The sequence below is a fragment of the Variovorax sp. GW821-FHT10D07 genome (assembly GCF_059415325.1).
The window spans coordinates 231,443-251,431 of sequence record NZ_JBWKMZ010000015.1 but is presented as its reverse complement, the minus strand read 5'-3'; the positions used below and the strand labels follow the sequence as shown (position 1 = coordinate 251,431).

Annotated in this window: 14 protein-coding genes; 3 read left to right on the top strand and 11 right to left on the bottom strand. The window is 70.8% G+C overall.

Annotated features, from left to right (window positions below; genetic code table 11):
* Window positions 1-83: 83 nt before the first annotated feature.
* The 7 genes from AC07PU_RS34485 to AC07PU_RS34455 all read right to left on the bottom strand — a co-directional run bounded on the left by AC07PU_RS34485 (window position 84) and on the right by AC07PU_RS34455 (window position 9,656).
* Window positions 84-419, bottom strand: a complete 336-nt coding sequence (locus AC07PU_RS34485) for a hypothetical protein (RefSeq protein WP_208513471.1) — start codon at window positions 417-419, stop codon at window positions 84-86.
* Between the two features lie 126 nt (window positions 420-545).
* Window positions 546-4,637 carry a translocation/assembly module TamB domain-containing protein gene (locus AC07PU_RS34480; protein WP_495322684.1) on the bottom strand — a complete coding sequence of 1,364 codons (4,092 nt, stop codon included), beginning with the start codon at window positions 4,635-4,637 and terminating at the stop codon, window positions 546-548.
* A 5-nt stretch (window positions 4,638-4,642) separates the two neighbouring features.
* The gene (locus tag AC07PU_RS34475; protein WP_495322683.1) at window positions 4,643-6,586 is read right to left on the bottom strand and encodes an autotransporter assembly complex protein TamA; all 1,944 of its coding nucleotides are present in this window, start codon (window positions 6,584-6,586) and stop codon (window positions 4,643-4,645) included.
* A 135-nt stretch (window positions 6,587-6,721) separates the two neighbouring features.
* Window positions 6,722-7,909: a vWA domain-containing protein gene (locus tag AC07PU_RS34470; RefSeq protein ID WP_057590875.1), complete on the bottom strand. Its 1,188-nt coding sequence runs from the start codon at window positions 7,907-7,909 to the stop codon at window positions 6,722-6,724.
* Window positions 7,910-7,928: 19 nt separating this feature from the next.
* Entirely contained in the window at window positions 7,929-8,516 is a 588-nt protein-coding gene (locus AC07PU_RS34465; RefSeq protein ID WP_093347763.1) for a GNAT family N-acetyltransferase, read from the bottom strand.
* A 23-nt stretch (window positions 8,517-8,539) separates the two neighbouring features.
* Window positions 8,540-8,788, bottom strand: a complete 249-nt coding sequence (locus tag AC07PU_RS34460; RefSeq protein ID WP_208511233.1) for a hypothetical protein — start codon at window positions 8,786-8,788, stop codon at window positions 8,540-8,542.
* A gap of 13 nt (window positions 8,789-8,801) precedes the next feature.
* Window positions 8,802-9,656: an AAA family ATPase gene (locus tag AC07PU_RS34455; RefSeq protein WP_093347752.1), complete on the bottom strand. Its 855-nt coding sequence runs from the start codon at window positions 9,654-9,656 to the stop codon at window positions 8,802-8,804.
* A 150-nt stretch (window positions 9,657-9,806) separates the two neighbouring features.
* Between AC07PU_RS34455 and AC07PU_RS34450 the strand changes: the two genes are divergently transcribed.
* The gene (locus AC07PU_RS34450) at window positions 9,807-10,502 is read left to right on the top strand and encodes a c-type cytochrome (protein WP_093347749.1); all 696 of its coding nucleotides are present in this window, start codon (window positions 9,807-9,809) and stop codon (window positions 10,500-10,502) included.
* Between the two features lie 84 nt (window positions 10,503-10,586).
* Here AC07PU_RS34450 and AC07PU_RS34445 read toward each other — a convergent pair whose 3' ends face one another.
* From AC07PU_RS34445 to pcaH, 3 genes are all read right to left on the bottom strand, one after another.
* On the bottom strand, window positions 10,587-11,957 hold the full coding sequence (locus AC07PU_RS34445) for an MFS transporter (protein ID WP_495322681.1): 1,371 nt from the start codon (window positions 11,955-11,957) through the stop codon (window positions 10,587-10,589).
* A gap of 132 nt (window positions 11,958-12,089) precedes the next feature.
* Entirely contained in the window at window positions 12,090-12,704 is a 615-nt protein-coding gene (pcaG, locus tag AC07PU_RS34440; protein WP_495322680.1) for a protocatechuate 3,4-dioxygenase subunit alpha, read from the bottom strand.
* A gap of 23 nt (window positions 12,705-12,727) precedes the next feature.
* Window positions 12,728-13,444: a protocatechuate 3,4-dioxygenase subunit beta gene (pcaH, locus tag AC07PU_RS34435; RefSeq protein ID WP_495322679.1), complete on the bottom strand. Its 717-nt coding sequence runs from the start codon at window positions 13,442-13,444 to the stop codon at window positions 12,728-12,730.
* Window positions 13,445-13,578: 134 nt separating this feature from the next.
* Here pcaH and AC07PU_RS34430 point away from each other — a divergent pair, with 134 nt between their 5' ends.
* Window positions 13,579-14,562 carry a LysR substrate-binding domain-containing protein gene (locus AC07PU_RS34430; RefSeq protein WP_495322678.1) on the top strand — a complete coding sequence of 328 codons (984 nt, stop codon included), beginning with the start codon at window positions 13,579-13,581 and terminating at the stop codon, window positions 14,560-14,562.
* Between the two features lie 95 nt (window positions 14,563-14,657).
* Here AC07PU_RS34430 and AC07PU_RS34425 read toward each other — a convergent pair whose 3' ends face one another.
* Window positions 14,658-15,092: a DUF1841 family protein gene (locus tag AC07PU_RS34425; protein ID WP_208511236.1), complete on the bottom strand. Its 435-nt coding sequence runs from the start codon at window positions 15,090-15,092 to the stop codon at window positions 14,658-14,660.
* A 342-nt stretch (window positions 15,093-15,434) separates the two neighbouring features.
* Here AC07PU_RS34425 and AC07PU_RS34420 point away from each other — a divergent pair.
* On the top strand, window positions 15,435-19,989 hold a 4,555-nt coding region (locus tag AC07PU_RS34420), incomplete at its 3' end, for a hypothetical protein (protein ID WP_495322677.1).

Here is a 19,989-nt window from a genome sequence, read left to right as displayed (position 1 = left end):
CTTGGGTCTGGCTCGCTGAAGCACGTATCCTCGCTACTAGGCTGGCCGCGTAGATCATTTCAAATACACCCTCTGAGACCCGGCTACACCGCCGCGTGCGACAAGGCCTTCGCCTCGCGGCGCTCGGCATTGCGCGCGCGGCGCCGCTCGTGCGCCTGCAGCAGCGATTCGTAGTAGAGGCCCAGCGGCATCGCCACGAACACCATGCCCGCGACGTAGATCACGAGGCTGGTGATGGGGAAGCTGTCGCCGCCCCAATGGGGAACGGAAGCCGCCGCCGCGATGGCGGCGACGATCGCGATCGTGGCGCGGAAAGCGCCGCGCAACCAGGCGATGCGGGTCTCGTCGCCCTGCGGTGCATCGTCTGCCAGACGGTCTGATGCCGTGTTCCTCCCGCCTTTGTCTCCGTGCTCGTTCATCGTCGGCTCCTTGGAAGGCGTCTTCGATGATTCTTATCACGCACCATCGCGGGGTCAAGATCGAAGTCCCGTACGAAACGCGACTTCGCGCATGACGCGCGCGCCGATGCGCGCCGCATGCGTACCTCAGTCGTACTTCACGGTGTAGATCAGGTCGAGGCCGCTGGTCTGCCCGGCCTGGCCGCGCAAGGTGAGGCGCTGCGTGAGGTCGTAGAAGATGAACAGCGTGCCGAAGGTGCCGCCGATGCTGCGCTCGTAGGTGACGTAGAAGTCCTTCGACAGCCGCTTGCCGAAGGTGACGGCCGAATCGCGCACGTCGCCGCCGCTGCCCGGGCCCTTGAAGCCGAGTTCGTCGAGGCCGAAGCGGCTGGCCAGGCTGCCGCCGCTGGCGCCCTTGCTGATGCGCCCGAGCAGCGAGAGCGCGGCCTGCTGCAGCAGCGCCGACTCGCCGCCGCTGGTGGCCGAGGCGCGGCCCAGCACCACCCACGACAGCGTCTCGGCATCGGACAGCGCGGGCTCCGAATAGAGCTTCACGCGCGGCGACTGCGCGCTGCCGCTGATCTGCACGCCGGCGCGCTGCGTGATGTTGGGCCGGATCGCGAGGATGTCGAGCTGCGGGTTGTCGTAGGGACCGTTGAAGCGCGCGATGCCGGTCTCCACGTCGAGCTGTTGGCCGTAGGCGCGGTACTGGCCCTTCACGGTCTTCACCTCGCCGGTGATGCGCGGCGGCGCATCGAGCCGCGTGCTGCGGATGTCGAGCTGGCCCTCGAGCCGGGTCGTGATGCCGCGGCCCTGCACCGCGAAGTCGTCGCCGAGGTCGAACTCGACCGCGATGTCGGGCGGCTTCGCGGTCTGCGGCTTTGCGGCCTGGGCCGCCTGCGCATCGCTGCGCGCGGCCTCGCGCTCGCGCGCCTCGGCCGCCTCGCGGTCCTTGGCGGCCGAGCGCACGATCACGTCGCTGCCGAGGCTGGGCGCGGTCTCGTCGGGCAGGATGATCACGGCGCGGTCGGTCTTGAGCTTGCCGCGCACGATGAACTGCCGGTTCTCGAGCCGCGCCTGCAGGTCGCCCGAGAGCGTGACCTGGCGGTCGGTGCGCACCAGCACGCGCAGCGCGCGCAGCTCGGCCTGCAGCGCCATGCGGATGCCGGGTGCGCCGGCGGCCGTGCCCGCGCCCGACCAGTTGAGCTCGCCGCGCGCGCTCAGCGTGCCGCCATCGGTGCCGGCCTCGCTGGCCGCGGTGCTGCGGTTGCCGCTCTGGCCCGCGATGCGCGCCGTGCTGCCGGCGCCGCCCTTGAGGGTGAATTCGGCGATCTCGACGCGGTCGCCGAACAGGTTGGCGCGCAGCCGGCCGTCGCGCAGGTCCAGGCCCTCGACCGGCGCGCGCAGCGCCAGCTTGTCGGCGCCCAGCGTGCCGTTCCAGCGCGGCGCCGCGCGGCTGCCCGAGAGCGCGGCATTGGCGTCGAGCGTGCCGGCCACGCGCCAGCCCGGCGGCGCGAGCATCGACCACACGCCGAGGTTCGGCAGCTTGGCGGCGATGCGGCCGGTGAGCGGCGCGTCGGGTGCCCATTGCCAGCCGCCGGCGCGCTGCTGGAAGCGCGTGCCGGCCTCGGCATCGATCTGGCCCGCGCGTTCGCTGTCCCAGGCCAGCGTGGCGCGCACGGCCTCGCCCTGGGCATCGAGCCGCAGCTCGGCGCGGCGCAGCCCGGCCGGCGTGCTGGGGCTCAGGCCGGCTTCGCTGGAATTCATCTTGCGTTCGCTCGCGGTACCGGTGCCGCGGCTCTCGATGCGCGTGATCAGCGCGGCCTCGCCGGCCTGCACGCGGATGTCGCCGCTCTGGCGCGCGAGCCGGGCCTGGGCGCGCAGCGTGTCGCCGGCATCGATGTCCCAGTCGCCGTCGAAGATCAGGTCGCCGCTGATGCCGAGTTCGCCGAAGGTGGTGCTGGCGCCGAAGGCCTCGGCCCAGGCCATCGGCAGGCCCTTGAGCTCGCCCTTCGACTGCACGCGGAACACGCGATTGGCGGCGGCGCCGCTCTGGCTGAAGCGCAGCGGCTGCCAGTCGATGCGCACCGTGCCGGGCACCGGGCCGCGCAGGGTGGCGCCGGCGGCCGAGGCCTCGACCTCGAGGCGGTCGCTGCCGGTGCGCACCGTGGCCGTGACCTCGCGGCCGAGTTCGAGCACCCAGGGCGACTTCTGCGTGGCGGGCTGGGTGCTGTCCTGTGCCTGCAGCCGCAGGCTGGCGAGCGCGGCGCGCCATTGGCCGGCGCCCGCGAGGCCGCCGCTGGCGCGCGTGTCGAGCACCAGCTTCTGCGTGCCGGTGGCGGCCTCGCCCTGCAGCGACAGCGTGGCCTGCGCGATGCTGCCCGCGAGCTCGGCGCGCAGCGCGCTCAATTGCACCTGGGTTGCAGCGCCGCCGGCCTGGGCCGCGGGCAGCAGCAGGTCGAGCCTGGGCACCGCGAGGCTGGCCTTCAGGCTGGGTTCGGCGTTGCCGCGCGCGAGCGGCGCGGCGGGGTTCTGCAGCCGGCGCTGGAAGTTCTGCCAGCCACCCTGCCAGCTCGCGTCGAGCCGGGCCGAGCCCTTCGCGCTGCGGCCCGCGAACAGGCCTGCCATCTCGGGCAGGCTCTCGATCCAGCGCTGCACGGCCTCGGTGTCGTCGATGCGCGCCTTGAGTTCGCCCGTGCCCTGCGCGGGCGCCATGCGGGCGTCGAGCTGCGCCTCGGCGCCGGGCAGCGCGAGCTTCAGGTTGCCGCTGCCGGCCTGCTCGGCCACGCGCACCTGCAGCTTGCCCTCGACGCTGGCGCGCTGCGCATCGATGCGCAGCGTGCGCAGGTCCAGCACCTGGTCCTTCCACTGGCCCTGGGCCAGCACGCGGTCGAGCCCGAAGCCCGGCAGCGCCTTGCTGCCGGCGCCGCCCTCGGCGCGCAGCGCGAGGTCGAAGCCGATGCCGCCGTTGTCGTCATCGCGCTGCTGCGCGGTGACGCGGCCGCTGATCGGCGCTCCCGAGAGTTCGCTGTACAGCGCGCCCAGCCGCACGCCCTGCACCTCGGCGCGCGCCTGCCAGGGCGCGGGCGCGGGGCTCCAGCGGCCCGCGGCCTCGATGCGGCCGCCGCCCGCGCGCAGCGTGGCCTGCGGGATGTCCCAGCTGGTGCCGTCGTAGCCGACCTGGGCCTGCAACTGCTCGAGCGGCAGCTTGCCCTGGTCCCACGGGCCGGGCCGCGCGTTGCGCAGGTCGGCCTGGGCCTTCCAGGCGGCGGGGCCGGTGGCGGCATCGGGTTCGAGCGCGACGCTGCCCGTGAGCAGCGTCTGCGGCGCGCCGGGCCACAGGCTCGACGCGTCGACGTTGCGCAGGTCGGCCTTGGCCGCGATCACGGGCTGCGGCTGCCAGGGCGCGATGGTGGCTTCGAGCTTCGCCTCCATCGGGGCGTCGGCATCGGGCTCGGCCGGCGCCAGTTCGGCCTGGACGTTCAGGCGCGCGTCGGCGCCCGCGAGCGTGCCCTGGATGCCGGCCTTGGCCAGCACCTCGAGGCTGCGTTCCTCGGGCAGCGGCGCCTTCACGCGGCCGTCGAGTGTCGCCTCGATCGCCATCGGCGCCGCGCCCTGCAGCTTCACGCGCGCGCTGTAGTGGCCTTCGGCGATGTCGACGCCCTCGACGTCGAGCTTGTGCTCGCCGCCGGTGTAGCGGTAGTGGCCCGCGAGCCGTTGCGCCTGCAGCGCGGGCGGGCCGGCCCAGCGCAGTTCGTCGATGCGGAACGGCAGGTCGACCTCGACCGGCAGCACGATCTTCTCGAGCGGCTCGGCGGGCTTGTCGCTGGGCGCACCGCGCCGCTCGATCAGCAGCTGCGCCGCATGCACCTCGCCGAGCTGCACCTTGCGCTCGAACAGCGGCGCGAGCTGCCAGCCGATCTTGGCCTCGTGCACCTCGACCGCGAGGCTCTCGCTCTGCCAGCGCAGCCAGCCGATGCGCCCGCCGGTGCGCAGCGAGCCCGTGACCTCGCGGCTCTCCAGCGTCTGGCCGGCCGGCAGGTAGGCCGCGGCCTTGGCGAGCGCGAAGGCCAGCGACTGGTTCGAGCCCAGCCACCACCAGGCGACGCCCAGCACCAGCAGCAGCGCGACGAACAGGCCGGCGACGGTCCAGGCCAGCGCGCGCAGGGCGCGGCGGGTGCGCGAGCGCCGGGCCGGCGGCGTGGGCGGGGTGGGAGTCTCGGTCGCTGCGTTCGCCATCGTGCTCAGAAGGTGAAGCCCAGCCGCACGTGCAGCCGGAACTTGCGCGTGTCCACGCCATAGGCCAGGTCGGCCTGCACCGGCCCGACCGGGCTGCGCCAGCGCGTGCCCACGCCCACGCCGACCTTGGGCTTGAGCTCGCTGGGCTTGTCGGCCACCGCGCCGGCATCGACGAACACCACGCTCTCGAAGTCGGTGAGCTTGTCCTTGTAGACGAAGGGGCGCTGCCACTCGAGGCTCAGCACGCCGAGGTAGCGGCCCGCCACCGTCTGGCCGTCGGCGCGCACGGTGCCGATGTCGCGGTAGGCGTAGCCGCGCACCGTGGTGTCGCCGCCGGTCAGGAACATCAGGGTGGACGGGATCTGCGCCGAGTCCTTGCCGACCACCGCGCCGGCCTCGGCACGCAATTGCAGGCGGCTGCGGCGCGCCAGCGTGGCGGCGTCCTTGCCGTCGGCCCAGCCGACCGGCACGATGCCGAGCCAGCGAACGTAGGTGCGCGTGAACGGCAGTTGCTGGCCGGTCAGCGTGTAGCCCGCGGCCAGTTCGAGCGCGAGGCCGTAGCCGCGCCGCGGCGAGCCGTTGTCGTCGAAGTAGCGCCCGGTCCAGCCCCAGTTGGCGGTCACGGCCGAGGCCGAGGGCGGGGCATCGGTGCCGCGGTTGGTCGCGTAGTCGTACTGCAGGAAATAGCTGCGGTCGATGTGGTCGCTGGTCTTGTTGCGCCCGCCGCGCAGCCGGCCGCTGTCGACCACGTAGCTGCCCGACTGCTCGCTCTTGAGCTCGGCGCCCGAGAACCAGCGCCAGCCGTCGTCGCCGGGGATCGCCTTCCACTCGGTGCCCAGCGACTGGATGTCGCGGTCCACCGACAGCCGCGACACCGCGCGCCAGCCCAGCAGCGGCAGCTGGTTGTGGATGTGGTCGATCGACAGGCGCGGCCCGTTGTCGGTGGTGAAGCCCACGCCCAGCACCACCTTCTGCAGCGGCGCCTCGCGCAGCTGCGCGATCACGGGCGCGGCCAGCGGCGTGCCGCTCTCGGTGTCGAGCGTGAGGAACACCGAATCGAAATAGCCGCTGCTGGCCAGGCGCTGCTGGGCATCGAGCAGCTTCTGTTGATCGTAGTCGGCGCCGCTGGGCAGTTGCGCGATGCGGCGGATGCCGTCGGCGCTGTAGCGCTGGTTGCCGCGCAAGAGCAGCGGGCCGAACTTGTAGGCCGGGCCCGACTGGTAGGTGGCGCTCAGGCGGGCCTCGTGGCGGTCGGCGTCGACCTCGGCGCGGCTGATCTCGATGTTGCCGGTGGGGAAGCGCTTGGCCGTGAGGCTGCGCAGCGCGACCGCCTTGGCATCGTCCCAGGCCTGCTGGGTGAAGGGCTGGCCCGCGCGCAGCGCCCAGGCGGTGCGGATGGTGTCGCGCTGCGATTCGGCGCTCGGGTCGTCGGCGATCGGGCCGGCATAGCTGAGCTGCACGTTGCTCACGGTCGTGATCTCGCCGGGCTCGACGGTGACCACGATCTCGCGCGGCGCCTTGTCGCTCGCGGGCGTCTCGTGCAGCTCGAGCGTGAGCGCGGGCGTGAAGTAGCCGAGCGTGGCGAGCAGCTCGCGCGCATTGGCCTCGGCCGCGACCATCAGGCGCGAGATCTCGGTGGCGCCGAGGTCGTCGAGCGTCTTGTAGCGCTGGATCTCGAGGTGCAGCGAGAGGTACTCGCGCACGCTGTCGGGGCCGCGCACGTCGACCGAGAAGGCATCGCGGCGCTTGCCGTCCTTGCCCTCCCTCTCGCCCTCCGTGGACGCGCTGGCCGCGCGGTCGCCGCCGTCGCTCACCAGCGCGGGGGTGGACGCGGCCGAGTCGCCCGCGTCCTTTTTCGGCAGCAGGCTGCAGCCTTGCAAAAGCAGGACGCCGGAAAAAAGCAATGCCGGCCAACACGCCGGCAAAACGACACGAACCACCCTGAACATGGGCGACGATTCTGACAGCATGATCCGGCGCGTCCGTGTCGGACGCGTTCGGATACATGGATGTGCGGGCCGCCAGGCCCGCCTGGCCGGGGCTCGCGGGCCGTCAAGGCCTGGTATGCCGGGAGGTCTTTTCCGCTACTTCGACAGCAACCGCATCGCCTCTTCGAGGCCGCGCAGGGTCAGCGGATACATGCGGTTGGACATCAGCTGCTGCATCACCGAGATGCTTTGGCGGTACTGCCACACGCCCTGGGGCTCGGGGTTGATCCAGGCGAACTTGGGGAAGGCGTGCGTGAGGCGCTGGATCCACTCGGCGCCGGCTTCCTCGTTGTTGTATTCGACGCTGCCGCCGGGCTGCAGGATCTCGTAGGGGCTCATGGTCGCGTCGCCCACGAAGATCAGCTTGTAGTCCTTGTTGTACTTGCGCAGGATGTCCCAGGTCGCGAACTTCTCCGAGAAGCGACGGCGGTTGTTCTTCCACATGAAGTCGTAGACGCAGTTGTGGAAGTAGTAGAACTCCAGGTGCTTGAACTCGGTCTTCACGGCCGAGAACAGCTCCTCCACGCGCTGGATGTGCTCGTCCATCGTGCCGCCCACGTCCATCAGCAGCAGCACCTTGACGTTGTTGTGGCGCTCGGGCCGCATCTTGATGTCGAGGAAGCCGGCGTTGGCCGCGGTCGAGTGGATGGTGTCGTCGAGGTCCAGCTCTTCCTCGTGGCCCTCGCGCGCGAACTTGCGCAGCCGGCGCAGCGCGACCTTGATGTTGCGCGTGCCGAGTTCCTGCGTGTCGTCGTAGTCCTTGTAGGCGCGCTGGTCCCAGACCTTGACCGCGCTCTTGTTCTTGCCGGCGCCGCCGATGCGGATGCCCTGCGGGTTGTAGCCGCCGTGGCCGAAGGGCGAGGTGCCGCCCGTGCCGATCCACTTGCTGCCGCCCTCGTGGCGCTCCTTCTGCTCCTCGAAGCGCTTCTTGAGCGTCTCCATGAGCTCGTCCCAGCCCATCTTCTCGATCTTGGCTTTTTCCTCTGCCGAGAACTCGCGCTCCAGCGTCTTGCGCAGCCAGTCGAGCGGCACTTCCTTGGTGAAGTCGGTCAGCATCTCCACGCCCTTGAAGTAGGCGGCGAAGGCGCGGTCGAACTTGTCGTAGTGCTTCTCGTCCTTCACGAGCGCGGTGCGCGAGAGGTAGTAGAAGTCGTCGAGCCCGTAGGCGTCGTCGGAATTCGGGCCCACCACGTCGGCCTGCAGTGCCTCGAGCAGGGTCAGGTATTCCTTGACGGAGACCGGCAGCTTGGCCGAGCGCAGGGTGTAGAAGAAATCGATGAGCATGGGACGCTCCTTGGGGGTTTCAGTCGCGCGGCTTGTCGAGCAGGTAGAGCAGCTGCGCCCTGACCTCGGGCCATTCGCCCGCGCGCAGGCTGTACATCACGGTGTCGCGGATGGTGCCGTCGCGGCGCATCGCGTGGCCGCGGATCACGCCGTCCTTCTTCGCGCCCAGGCGCTCGATCGCGCGCTGCGAGGCGTGGTTGAAGTTGTCGGTGCGCCAGCCCACCACGTTGCAGCCCAGGGTGTCGAAGGCATGCGTGAGCATCAGCAGCTTGCAGGTGGTGTTGACGTGGGTGCGCTGGCAGCGCTTGGCGTACCAGGTGTAGCCGATCTCCACGCGCTTCACGGCCGGCAGGATGTCGTGGAAGCTGGTGCTGCCGAGCACGGTGCCGGTGGCTTCCTCGGTCACGGCGAAGGCGAAGCGGTCGGCGGTCTTGAGCGCGGTCTCGATGTAGGCGCGCGTGTCCTGCGGCTCGGGCACCGAGGTCACGCGCAGCTTCCAGAGCTCGCCGTCGGCGGCCGCGGCGCGCAGGCCCTCTTCGTGCGCGAGCGCGAGCGGTACCAGCGCGAGGCCGCGCGATGTCAGGGTGACGGGTTCGACGAAAGCCATGGTTGCGCGGTGTCTCGTGTCGTTCAGGGCGCCGGCTTGCCGTAGCGCCGGTCGTACCAGGCGCGCGCGAGCTGCACGCCCGCGCCGCCGCCGAGGCCGATCAGCAGGATGCCGAAGATCTCGCGGTTGCCGTAGCCGTTGGGGCCGAAGGCATCGAGGCTGAAGTACAGGCCGATCCAGCGGCCGAGCAGTGCGCCGACGACGAACAGCACGGCCTGGGCCACGCCCAGCACCAGCAGCTGGCCGACGGGAGGCGATGGCCGCACAGGCATGACCGACGCTGCCTCAGCGGTTGTTGCGCTGCATGAAGACCAGCTTCTCGAACAGGGTCACGTCCTGCTCGTTCTTGAGCAGCGCGCCCACCAGCGGCGGCACGGCGACCTTGTCTTCCTTGCTCTGCAGCGCCTCGAGCGGGATGTCCTCGGCCACCAGCAGCTTGAGCCAGTCGAGCAGCTCGGAGGTCGAGGGCTTCTTCTTCAGGCCGGGCAGGTTGCGCACGTCGTAGAAGGTCTTCATGGCCGCGGCCAGCAGTTCCTGCTTGAGGCCGGGGAAGTGCACGTCGACGATGCTGCGCATGGTCTCGGCGTCGGGGAACTTGATGTAGTGGAAGAAGCAGCGGCGCAGGAAGGCGTCGGGCAGCTCCTTCTCGTTGTTCGAGGTGATGAAGACCAGCGGGCGGTGCTTGGCCCGGATCAGCTCGCGCGTCTCGTAGCAGTAGAACTCCATGCGGTCGAGTTCGCGCAGCAGGTCGTTCGGGAATTCGATGTCGGCCTTGTCGATCTCGTCGATCAGCAGCGCCACCGGCTGCTCGGCCGTGAAGGCCTGCCACAGCACGCCCTTGACGATGTAGTTGTGGATGTCGCGCACGCGCTCGCCGCCATCCAGATCCTTGAGCTGCGAGTCGCGCAGGCGGCTCACCGCGTCATACTCGTAGAGGCCCTGCTGCGCCTTGGTGGTCGACTTGATGTGCCACTGCAGCAGCGGCAGGTTCAGCGCCTGGGCCACTTCCTCGGCCAGCATGGTCTTGCCGGTGCCGGGTTCGCCCTTGACGAGCAGCGGGCGCTTGAGGGTGATGGCGGCATTGACCGCGAGCATCAGGTCCTGTGTCGCGACGTAGTTGTCTGAGCCCTTGAATTTCATGCGTGAACGGGAGGCTGTGGTGGAGAAAAGAACACACTCGATCGGCAACGTGCGTCCTTCGGGTCGGCCCGCACAGGCGCCCGCGGGAGCCTTGCATATAATCGAAAGTTGGTTCGAAAAACGGTATCTCCACGAGATTGTGCGCGCAAAATGAACAAGTTGTTGACCACGATGTTTGCCCTTGCTGTCGCTTGCGGGACGGTGTCGGTACAAGCCCAGCAAGTCACGGGCAAGCCCCAGGATGGCGCCAAGAAGGTCCAGATGTGCGTGGGTTGCCACGGCATCATCGGCTACCAGGCCAGCTTTCCTGAAATCCACAAGGTGCCGATGATCGCGGGCCAGAGCGCCACGTACATCACGGCGGCGCTCACCGCCTACAAGGGCGGCGACCGCAAGCACCCGACCATGCGCGCGATCGCCGACACGCTCACCGAGCAGGACATCGCCGACCTCGCCGCCTACTACAGCCAGCTCGGCGTGAAGGAAGGCGACGCGCCCCCGGCCGCGCTGGCCAAGGCCATGCCCGAGAACATCCAGGCGCTGATCAAGAAGAACGGCGAGGACAACAGCTGCACCAAGTGCCATGGCGCCAACTTCAACACCCCGAACGACGGCACCGTGCCCAAGCTGGCCGGCCAGCATGCCGACTACCTGTTCGTGGCGCTGAAGTCCTACCGCGTGAAGAACAACATCCACCTCGGCCGCTCGAACGCCGTGATGGCCGGCCAGGTCGAGCCGAAGAAGTTCAGCAACGCCGAACTCAAGACCCTCGCGAGCTACATCGCCTCGGTGCCGGGCGAGCTCAAGACGGTGCCCGAGTCGCGCATCCACCACGCCGAGAAGTAAAGCGGGCGAGCCGGTCCGCCGGCCCTGCGCAAGAAGCAAAAAGCCCGCGTCGCGGGCTTTTTGTTTTCCGGGAGGCGGGCGTGTTCAGTGCCCGGCCACCGCCCCGGCGCCCCGGTCGGCATCGGCCGCATGCGGGTGCACCACCTGCTTGACCAGCAGCGCCACGGTCGCGATCAGCGCCGGCACCGCCAGCACCGCGAAGATCTGGGCGAAGCCCAGCTGACGGCTGGCCAGCTCGGCCACCAAGAACGAGCCCGCGATGCCGCCGAAGCGGCCCAGGCCCAGCATCCAGGCGATGCCGGTGGCACGGCCCTGCGTCGGGTAGAAGGCCGCGGCCAGCGCCGGCATCGAGGACTGCGCGGTGTTCATCAGCGTGCCGCCCAGCAGCACCGTCAGCACCAGCGCCGCGAGGCTGCCGAGCGACTGGCCGATCAGGTAGACGCTGACGGCGGTCAGCGCATAGCCGGTGGCGATCACCAGGTTGGCGTTGAAGCGGTCCATCAGCCAGCCGAAGAAGATGGCGCCCACGCCGCCGAGCGCGAACAGCGCCGAGATCACGGTCGCGGTCTGCGGCGGCACGTTGGCCTCGCGGAACAGGATCGGCATCCAGTTGATCATGGCGTAGAAGATCACCAGCCCCATGAAGTAGGCGATCCACAGCATGGCCGAGCCCACGAGGTAGCGCGGCGAGAGCACCAGCGCGAGGCCGCCGCCGCTGCCGTCCACGGGCGCCGGGCCGGCCTCGGTCAGCGTGAAGGCGCGCGCCTGCGCGGCGCTCTCGGAGATGCGGCGCAGCACGGCGCGGATGCGCTCGGCGGCGTATTTCTTCGCGACCATGTAGCGCGCCGACTCGGGCAGCAGCGTCGCCATCAGCAGCACCAGCGCCAGCGGCGCGATGCCGCCGAGCACCAGCACGCTGCGCCAGCCCAGGTGCGGAATCATCCAGGCCGCGAGGAAGCCGCCGAGCGCCGCGCCCAGCGGGAAGCCGCAGAACATGGTGTTGGTGATGGTGGCGCGCCGGTGGCTCGGGCAGTACTCGCTCATCAGCGTCACCGCGTTGGGCATGGCCGCGCCCAGGCCGAGCCCGGTGACGAAGCGCAGCCCCACCAGCTGCGGCATGTTCTGCGAGAAGGCCGAGGCCAGGCAGCCCAGGCCGAACACCAGCACCGCCCCCACCAGCACGCGCTTGCGGCCGAGCCGGTCGGCCAGCGGCCCGGCCAGCAGCGCGCCGGCCGCGAGCCCGAACAGCGCCGCGCTGAGCACCGGCGCGAGCGCCATCTTGCTGGCGCCCCACTCGCTCGCGAGCGAGGGCGCGATGTAGCCGATGGCCGAAGTGTCGAAGCCGTCGAGCAGCACCACGAGGAAGCTCAGCGCGAAGATGCGCCACTGGAAGGCCGAGAAGGGATGCCGGTCGAGGAAGGACTGGACGTCCAGGGAAGCCGAGGGGGATGACATGCGTTGCTCCGTGTTGGAATGGTTTTGCGTTGCGCAGCGGCGAGCGCGCGGCCGCCTTGCGGCTGCCGCGCTGTAAAGAAGAAGTCCGGGTACGAAAAAGCCGGCGCGGTGGCCGGCTTCGGGTTCAGGCGCTCAGACGTCGAAGAAGGCGGTTTCCTCCGCCCCCTGCATGCGGATGTCGAAGCGGTAGCTCACTGCGCCGCCGCGCTCGACGCGCTGCGCGACCAGCGTGTGGCGGCGCTCGGCCGGCACGCTCTGCAGCACCGCGTCCCTGGCGTTGGCCTCGGCCTCGTCGCTGAAGTACACGCGCGTGAAGGCATGCAGCAGCAGGCCGCGCATCAGCACGATCACGTTGATGTGCGGCGCCTCGCCGGGCGACTCGGCGCCGGGCTTCACGGTGTGGAACACGAAGCGGTTCTGCGCGTCGGTGCCGGTACCCACGCGGCCGAAGGCGCGAAAGCCCAGTTCGCGCGCCTGCGCCGGCGTCTGCGGATAGCGGCCCTCGCCGTCGGGCTGGCTGATCTCGACCAGCGCGTCGTTGATGGGATTGCCGTCGCCGTCGATCACCCGGCCCTCGAGGCGGATGCGTTCGCCGGCGGCATCGTCCAGCGCCAGCACCGCGTCGAAGGGCTGGTCGAAGTCGTAGCCGTACTGCGTGGCGGTGAGGCCGTAGGCGAAGTAGGGGCCCACGGTCTGGGAGGGCGTCTGGCCGAAGTCGGCTTCCTGGGCGCTCATCAGTTTGCTCATGGCGTGTCTCTTTCCTTCTTCGCTCAGCGGTTCTCGAACGGCGTTTCGTCGGCGCCGCGCAGCACCATGTCGAACTGGTAGCCGAGCGCGTAGCCTTCCTCGGTGATGTCGAGGCTGAAGTCGGCGATCAGCCGGTTGCGGTAGCGCTCGGGCGTGCCGGTGACCATCGGGTCGTACTGCAGCAGCGGGTCGCCCGGGAAGTACATCTGCGTGACCAGGCGGCTCGCGAAGCTCTGGCCGAACAGCGACAGGTGGATGTGCTGCGGACGCCAGGCGTTCGGATGGTTGCCCCAGGGATAGGCGCCGGGCTTGATCGTGAGGAAGCGGTAGCGGCCCTCGCTGTCGGTCAGGCAGCGGCCCGCGCCGAGGAAGTTGGGGTCGAGCGGTGCGTCGTGCTGGTCGACCTTGTGCACGTAGCGGCCCGAGGCGTTGGCCTGCCAGAGCTCGACCAGCGTGTTGGCCACCGGGCGGCGGCGCTCGTCGAGCACCTGGCCCGTGAGGATCATGCGTTCGCCCAGCGGCTCGCCGTTGCGGCGCGCATTGCGCGTGAGGTCGTGGTCGAACTCGCCGATGCTCTCGTGGCCGTAGACCGGCTGCTGCAGCTCGCCGAGCGAGGCCTTGAGCGGGATCAGCGGCTTCTGCGGACCGCGCTTCACGGTCGACTTGTAGCCGGGGTAGACGTAGCTGGGATGGGCATCCCAGTCACGCGGGGTGAGCTGGGACTGGGTCTTGGTCAACATGCCTGTTGTCTCCTGTCGTGGGACGGACCGGGTCCGCATGGGCGCATTCTGGAATCCCGCTTCGATGATGTAAATTGAAGATTGATTCCGTTTCAATAACCATTGGTAATCCAGAAGACGAGGACAAAGGGCCGATGACGAGCGACCTGCGGCTGGACTTCGTGCGCAACGTGCAGCTGCGCCACCTGCGCTGCCTGGTGGCGGTGGCGCAGGAGCGCCATTTGGCGCGCGCGGCCGAGCGGCTGGCGCTGAGCCAGCCCGCGGTGTCGAAGACGCTGTCGGAGCTCGAGGGCATCGCCGGCACGCGGCTGGTCGAGCGCAGCAGCGCCGGGCGGCGCGGCGTGCAGGGGCTCACGCCGGCCGGCGAGCAGCTGCTCGCGCATGCACTCAAGGTGCTCGAGGCGCTCGAGGCCAGCGCCGAGGCCGTCGCGCCCACGGCCGCGGGGCGGGTCGAGCGGCTGCGCATCGGCGCGCTGCCCAGCGTCGCGCCCGCGCTGCTGCCGGGCGCGCTGGCGCGGCTGCGCGGCCTCTGGCCCGCGGTGCAGGTGGTGGTGAAGAGCGCGGCCAACCCGGTGCTGCTCGACGAGCTGCGCGCCGGCGAGCTCGACCTGGTGGTCGGGCGCATGAGCGATCCGCGGCTGATGGGCGGCCTGAGCTTCGAGCTGCTGCACACCGAGCCGCTGGTGTTCGCGGTGCGCACCGGCCATGCGCTCGCGCACCGGCCGGTGTCGGTGCAGGCCGTGCTCGACTATCCGCTGATGGTCTACGGCGAGGGCACGATCCCGCGCCACAACACCGAGAGCTTCCTGTCGGCGCGCGGCCTCGCGCTGCCGGCCAACACGCTGCAGACGCTCGACGTCGCGCTGGCGCGCGCGCTGGTCGCGCTGTCGGATGCCGTGTGGATCACGCCGCTGGGCGCGGCGCGCGGCGAACTGGCCGACGGCCGCATGGTGCGGCTGCGCATCGACACCGCCGGCACCGAGGAGCCCGTGGGCCTGCTGCAGCGCAGCGATGCCGAGCCCTCGGCACTGCGTACCGCGATGGCGGGGCTGCTGCGCGAGGCCGCGAAGCCGCAGGGCTCGCTGCCGGCGCGGCGGCGCGGGGCGTCGGCGGGGTAGGGGGCAGGCGGCCGCCGCCGGGCCGCCCCAAGGCGGCCGCGTCTCCCCCTCGGGGGGTGGAGTTACACGACCGAAGGGAGTGAAAAGCCGGGGGGCTAATCTTTCGTTGCGCGGCGCTGCACGCAGGCGACGTAGCCGTCGCCGTCGGGCGGACGACCGGCGCGCTGGCTCTCCCACATCATCTGCCCCAGGCATTCCATCGCCTCGTGATGCGCATCGAGCAGCGAACCGCGGCGCGCGGCCAGCAGCTCGACCGCCTGGCGGATGCCGCGCGGCTGGTCGATCGAGCACTGCTCGCTGATCGACAGGTGCATCGACAGATGCAGGAACGGGTTCTCGCGGCCGTTCGCGCCGTCGTAGACCCGCGCCACCGCCGCGTCGGCGTCGAGCAGGTCCTCGTGATATTCGGGATGGGCCTCGATCCAGCCGGCGGCGATGGTCTCGAGTGCTTCCATCGGCAGGCCCTGGCGGTGCTTGGCGTAGACGTCGCAGAAGAAGCGGCGCACGTCTTCCTGGGAGGGATTGAACATATATAGATAGGCAGAGAAGAAGCGGAGGGGACGCAGGCCGCGAGGCCGTGGGCACGTGCGCGGCGATGACGCGTAACGCAGGTCCGTGGCGCTTGCGCGTGTCGGCCGAAAACCCCTGGGGTCGGGCCGGCGTTCCGGGGCGCACACGTTACATCGTTACGTAACGAATCGAGAAAAGACCTCGGTGAAAGCCCTCGCAAGCCGTCTCGCGAAGGACTGATTTGAAAGAAAAACCCAAGCAGATCAACGAGTTGCGGCGGTCGATGGGCAGTGGGTGCAAGGCCGCGAAAAGGCGGCACGCAAGTTGCCCCTGTAGTTCCATCTTTTGTCACAGAGGCCGCCATGACTGCACCACAAGCATCGACCCCTTCGACCGCGGGAACTGCCGATAACGGCGTTGCTCCAGTGGTCATCGCCCAGGCCACCGCAACGCCGATCGCCCCCATGGGCTCGGCACCGGTGGTCGCACCCTCCGCGCCTGTCGCGACGGGGCCCGCCAGCATCGGATCGCTATCCAATGCTACGCCGGGCACGGTCGTCATGCGCGATGGCGTGTCGATTCCCGTCGACGGCGGCCATTCGCTGATGGCCGGCGATCGCGTGATCGTTCCCGACGGTGGCCAGGCCAACGTCCTGTTCCCCGGCTCGGCCGGCAACAAGGCGCCGCTGGCCGGCGTCTTCACCGGCGGCACCGATGCCACCGTGGGTTCCACCAAGCTGCCTGGCGGCCTCGAGCAGGTGAACGTCGACGTGGCTTCGGGTGACCTGCAGGTCACGCCGCCCGACAGCGATGCGGATGCCGCCGCGCTGGCCGTCACCAAGAAGCTCGCTGCCGGCAGCGGCATCGGCCTGGGCGAGTTCGCTCTCGGCGCGCTGGGCGCGGCCGCACTGGGTGCCGCGCTGAGCGGTGGCGGTGGTGGCGATGGTGGCTTCATTCCTTTCCAGATTCCAGGCGGCGTGGGTGAGTCCGACGCCGATGCCGACGCGGACGCCGATGCGGACGCGGATGCCGATGGCGATGCGGACGCCGATGCCGACGCGGATGCTGATGCCGACGCGGACTCGGATGCCGACGCTGACGCGGATGCGGATGCGGATGCGGATGCTGACGCCGATGCCGATGCCGATGCCGACGCCGATGCGGACGCTGACGCCGATGCCGATGCGGATGCAGACGCCGATGCGGACGCTGACGCAGATGCAGATGCAGATGCAGACGCTGATGCCGATGCTGACGCTGACGCCGATGCAGACGCTGACGCTGACGCCGATGCAGACGCTGACGCTGACGCTGACGCTGACGCTGACGCCGATGCAGACGCTGACGCTGACGCTGACGCTGACGCTGACGCTGACGCCGATGCAGACGCTGACGCCGATGCAGACGCCGATGCAGACGCCGATGCAGACGCTGACGCCGATGCCGATGCCGATGCCGATGCTGACGCTGACGCTGACGCTGACGCCGATGCTGACGCTGACGCAGACGCAGACGCAGACGCAGACGCAGACGCTGACGCTGACGCTGACGCCGACGCAGACGCCGACGCCGACCACCTCCTCGATCCGGGCGACGGCCTCGTCAACCACGTGATCGATGCCGTGGACGACACCCTCGGCCTGGGCGGCGCGCTCGACCCGGTGAAGCCGGTGGTCGATGGCGTCACCGACCTGCTCGACGACGTGCTCTCGCCGATCGTCGGCGAAGAGTTCACGCCCGACGATCCGAACGAGTTCGATCCGGTCGACACGGCCGTGGACAACCTGACCAACGGCGTGGGCGGCGCGGTCGCTCCGGTCGTCGACGCCCTGCTGGGCAACGGCGTGACCGATGCGCTGATCGGCTCGCTCAACGGCCAGGTCGACTACGTCACCGACGCCCTGGGCAACGCGCTCGAGAACGTGCTGGGCAGCGATGGCCTGCTCGGTGGCGTGACCACCGGCCTGGGCATCGACGGCCTCGTCGACGGCCTGCTGGGCACCGACGGCACCATCGGCCAGGTGGTCGATGGCCTGCTCGGCGAAGGCAGCCTGCTGGGCAGCGCGCTCGGCGAAGACGGCCTCGTGGGCCAGCTGCTCGGCGACGACGGTCTGGTCGGTGGCCTGATCGGCGAAGGCACCGCGGTCGGCAGCCTGCTCGACACCCTGCTGGGTGACGGCGGCCTGCTCGGCGGCGTGGGCGGCGAAGGCGGCCTGCTGAGCGGCCTGCTCGGCCCGGCCCTCGGTTCCGACGGCCTGCTGGGCAGCCTGATCGGTGAAGACAGCGCCCTGGGCGGCCTGCTGGGCGAAGACGGCCTGGTCGGTGGCTTGCTCGGCGACGACGGCCTGCTCGGCGGCCTGCTGGGCAGCGAAGGCCTCGCCGGCGGTCTGCTCGGCGAAGGCGGCATCGTGGACAGCCTGCTGGGCCCCGATGGCCTGGTCGGTGGCCTGCTGGCCGACGGCCCGCTGGGCGGCCTGCTCGGCGGCGAGGACGGTCTGCTCGGCGGCCTGCTGGGCGACGACGGTTTGCTGGGTGGCCTGCTCGGCGACGACGGCCTGCTCGGTGGCGTGCTCGGCGACGACGGCATCCTCGGTGCCGGCGGCCCGCTCGGCGGCCTGCTGGGTGGCGACGGCCTGCTCGGTGGCCTGCTGGGCGACGACGGTCTGCTGGGCGGTCTGCTCGGCGACGACGGCCTGCTCGGCGGCGTGCTGGCCGACGACGGTCTGCTCGGTGGCCTGATCGGTGGCGATGGCCTGCTGGGCGGCCTGCTCGGCGACGACGGTCTGCTCGGTGGCGTGCTCGGTGACGACGGCCTGCTCGGCGGTCTGCTGGGCGATGACGGCATCGTCGGCGGCCTGCTCGGCGAGGACGGCCTGGTGCCGAGCCTGCTGGGTCCGGACGGCCTGGTCGGCGGCCTGCTGGCCGAAGACGGCCTGGTCGGTGGCCTGATCGGCGAAGACGGCCTGCTGGGCGGTCTGCTCGGTGGCCTGCTCGACGGCGGTGGCGGCGGCACCGGTGCCCAACTGCTCGACCCGACCGACAGCATCGTCGGCGGCCTGGTCGACGGTCTCAACGACGGCCTGCTCGGCGAGCTCGGCCTGGGCGACGTGCTCGCCCCGGTGGTCGGCCTGACCGACAGCCTGACCGATACCGTGAGCGGCCTGCTGGGCCCGGTGCTCGGCGATACCTTCACGCCGAACGACCCGAACGTGCTGGATCCGGTGGACGACCTCGTGAGCCAGGTCACCGACGGTGTCGGCGGCCTGCTGAGCCCGCTGACCGACCAGCTGCTGGGCGCCGGTACCACCGACGCACTGCTGGGCGCGGTGGGCACGCAGGTCGACTTCCTGACCGATGGCGTGGCGAATCTGATCGGCGGCGATGGGCTGCTGGGTGGCGTGCTGGGTGACGACGGCCTGCTGGGCGGTCTGCTCGGCGGCGACGGTGGCCTGCTGGGTGGCGTGCTGGGTGACGACGGCCTGCTGGGCGGTCTGCTCGGCGGCGACGGCGGTCTCCTGGGTGGCGTGCTGGGTGACGACGGTCTGCTGGGCGGTCTGCTCGGCGGTGACGGCGGTCTCCTGGGTGGCGTGCTGGGTGACGACGGTCTGCTGGGCGGTCTGCTCGGCGGCGACGGTGGCCTGCTGGGTGGTGTGCTGGGCGACGACGGTCTGCTGGGCGGCTTGCTCGGCGGCGACGGCGGCCTGCTGGGTGGCGTCCTGGGCGGCGACGGCGGCCTGCTGGGTGGCGTCCTGGGCGACGACGGCGGCCTGCTGGGTGGCATCCTGGGTGACGACGGTCTGCTGGGCGGTCTGCTCGGCGGCGACGGTGGCCTCCTGGGTGGCGTGCTAGGCGATGACGGCCTGCTGGGCGGGTTGCTCGGCGGTGACGGCGGCCTGCTGGGTGGTGTCCTGGGCGACGACGGTCTGCTGGGCGGCTTGCTCGGTGGCGACGGTGGCCTGCTGGGTGGCGTCCTGGGCGACGACGGCCTGCTGGGCGGCCTGCTCGGTGGCGACGGCGGCCTGCTGGGTGGCGTCCTGGGTGACGACGGCTTGCTGGGCGGTTTGCTCGGCGGCGACGGTGGCCTGCTGGGTGGCATCCTGGGCGACGACGGTCTGCTGGGCGGTCTGCTCGGCGGCGACGGCGGCCTGCTGGGTGGTGTCCTGGGTGACGACGGTCTGCTGGGCGGCTTGCTCGGCGGTGACGGTGGTCTCCTGGGTGGCGTGCTGGGCGACGACGGTCTGCTGGGCGGTCTGCTCGGCGGTGACGGCGGCCTGCTGGGTGGTGTCCTGGGCGACGACGGTCTGCTGGGCGGCTTGCTCGGCGGTGACGGCGGCCTGCTGGGTGGTGTCCTTGGCGACGACGGCCTGCTGGGCGGTCTGCTCGGCGGCGACGGTGGCCTGCTGGGTGGTGTCCTGGGTGACGACGGCCTGCTGGGCGGTCTGCTCGGTGGCGACGGTGGCCTGCTCGGCGGCATCCTGGGTGACGACGGCCTCCTGGGCGGTGTCCTCGGCGGTGACGGCGGCCTGCTCGGCGGCGTCCTGGGCGACGACGGCCTGCTGGGTGGCGTGCTCGGTGGTGACGGCGGCCTGCTCGGCGGCATCCTGGGCGACGACGGCCTGCTGGGCGGTCTGCTCGGTGGCGACGGTGGCCTGCTCGGTGGCATCCTGGGTGACGACGGCCTGCTGGGCGGCGTGCTCGGCGGTGACGGTGGCCTGCTCGGCGGCATCCTGGGCGACGACGGCCTGCTGGGTGGCGTGCTCGGTGGTGACGGCGGTCTGCTCGGCGGTGTGCTGGGCGATGGCGGCCTGCTGGGTGGCGTGCTCGGTGGTGACGGCGGCCTGCTCGGCGGCATCCTGGGCGACGACGGCCTGCTGGGTGGCGTGCTCGGTGGTGACGGCGGTCTGCTCGGCGGCGTCC

Bases quoted from the DNA above. Each gene is read 5' to 3' on its own strand.
- AC07PU_RS34485 (WP_208513471.1), bottom strand. From the start codon at position 419: ATGAACGAGCACGGAGACAAAGGCGGGAGGAACACGGCATCAGACCGT.
- AC07PU_RS34480 (WP_495322684.1), bottom strand. From the start codon at position 4,637: ATGGCGAACGCAGCGACCGAGACTCCCACCCCGCCCACGCCGCCGGCC.
- AC07PU_RS34475 (WP_495322683.1), bottom strand. From the start codon at position 6,586: ATGTTCAGGGTGGTTCGTGTCGTTTTGCCGGCGTGTTGGCCGGCATTG.
- AC07PU_RS34470 (WP_057590875.1), bottom strand. From the start codon at position 7,909: ATGCTCATCGATTTCTTCTACACCCTGCGCTCGGCCAAGCTGCCGGTC.
- AC07PU_RS34465 (WP_093347763.1), bottom strand. From the start codon at position 8,516: ATGGCTTTCGTCGAACCCGTCACCCTGACATCGCGCGGCCTCGCGCTG.
- AC07PU_RS34460 (WP_208511233.1), bottom strand. From the start codon at position 8,788: ATGCCTGTGCGGCCATCGCCTCCCGTCGGCCAGCTGCTGGTGCTGGGC.
- AC07PU_RS34455 (WP_093347752.1), bottom strand. From the start codon at position 9,656: ATGAAATTCAAGGGCTCAGACAACTACGTCGCGACACAGGACCTGATG.
- AC07PU_RS34450 (WP_093347749.1), top strand. From the start codon at position 9,807: ATGAACAAGTTGTTGACCACGATGTTTGCCCTTGCTGTCGCTTGCGGG.
- AC07PU_RS34445 (WP_495322681.1), bottom strand. From the start codon at position 11,957: ATGTCATCCCCCTCGGCTTCCCTGGACGTCCAGTCCTTCCTCGACCGG.
- pcaG (WP_495322680.1), bottom strand. From the start codon at position 12,704: ATGAGCAAACTGATGAGCGCCCAGGAAGCCGACTTCGGCCAGACGCCC.
- pcaH (WP_495322679.1), bottom strand. From the start codon at position 13,444: ATGTTGACCAAGACCCAGTCCCAGCTCACCCCGCGTGACTGGGATGCC.
- AC07PU_RS34430 (WP_495322678.1), top strand. From the start codon at position 13,579: ATGACGAGCGACCTGCGGCTGGACTTCGTGCGCAACGTGCAGCTGCGC.
- AC07PU_RS34425 (WP_208511236.1), bottom strand. From the start codon at position 15,092: ATGTTCAATCCCTCCCAGGAAGACGTGCGCCGCTTCTTCTGCGACGTC.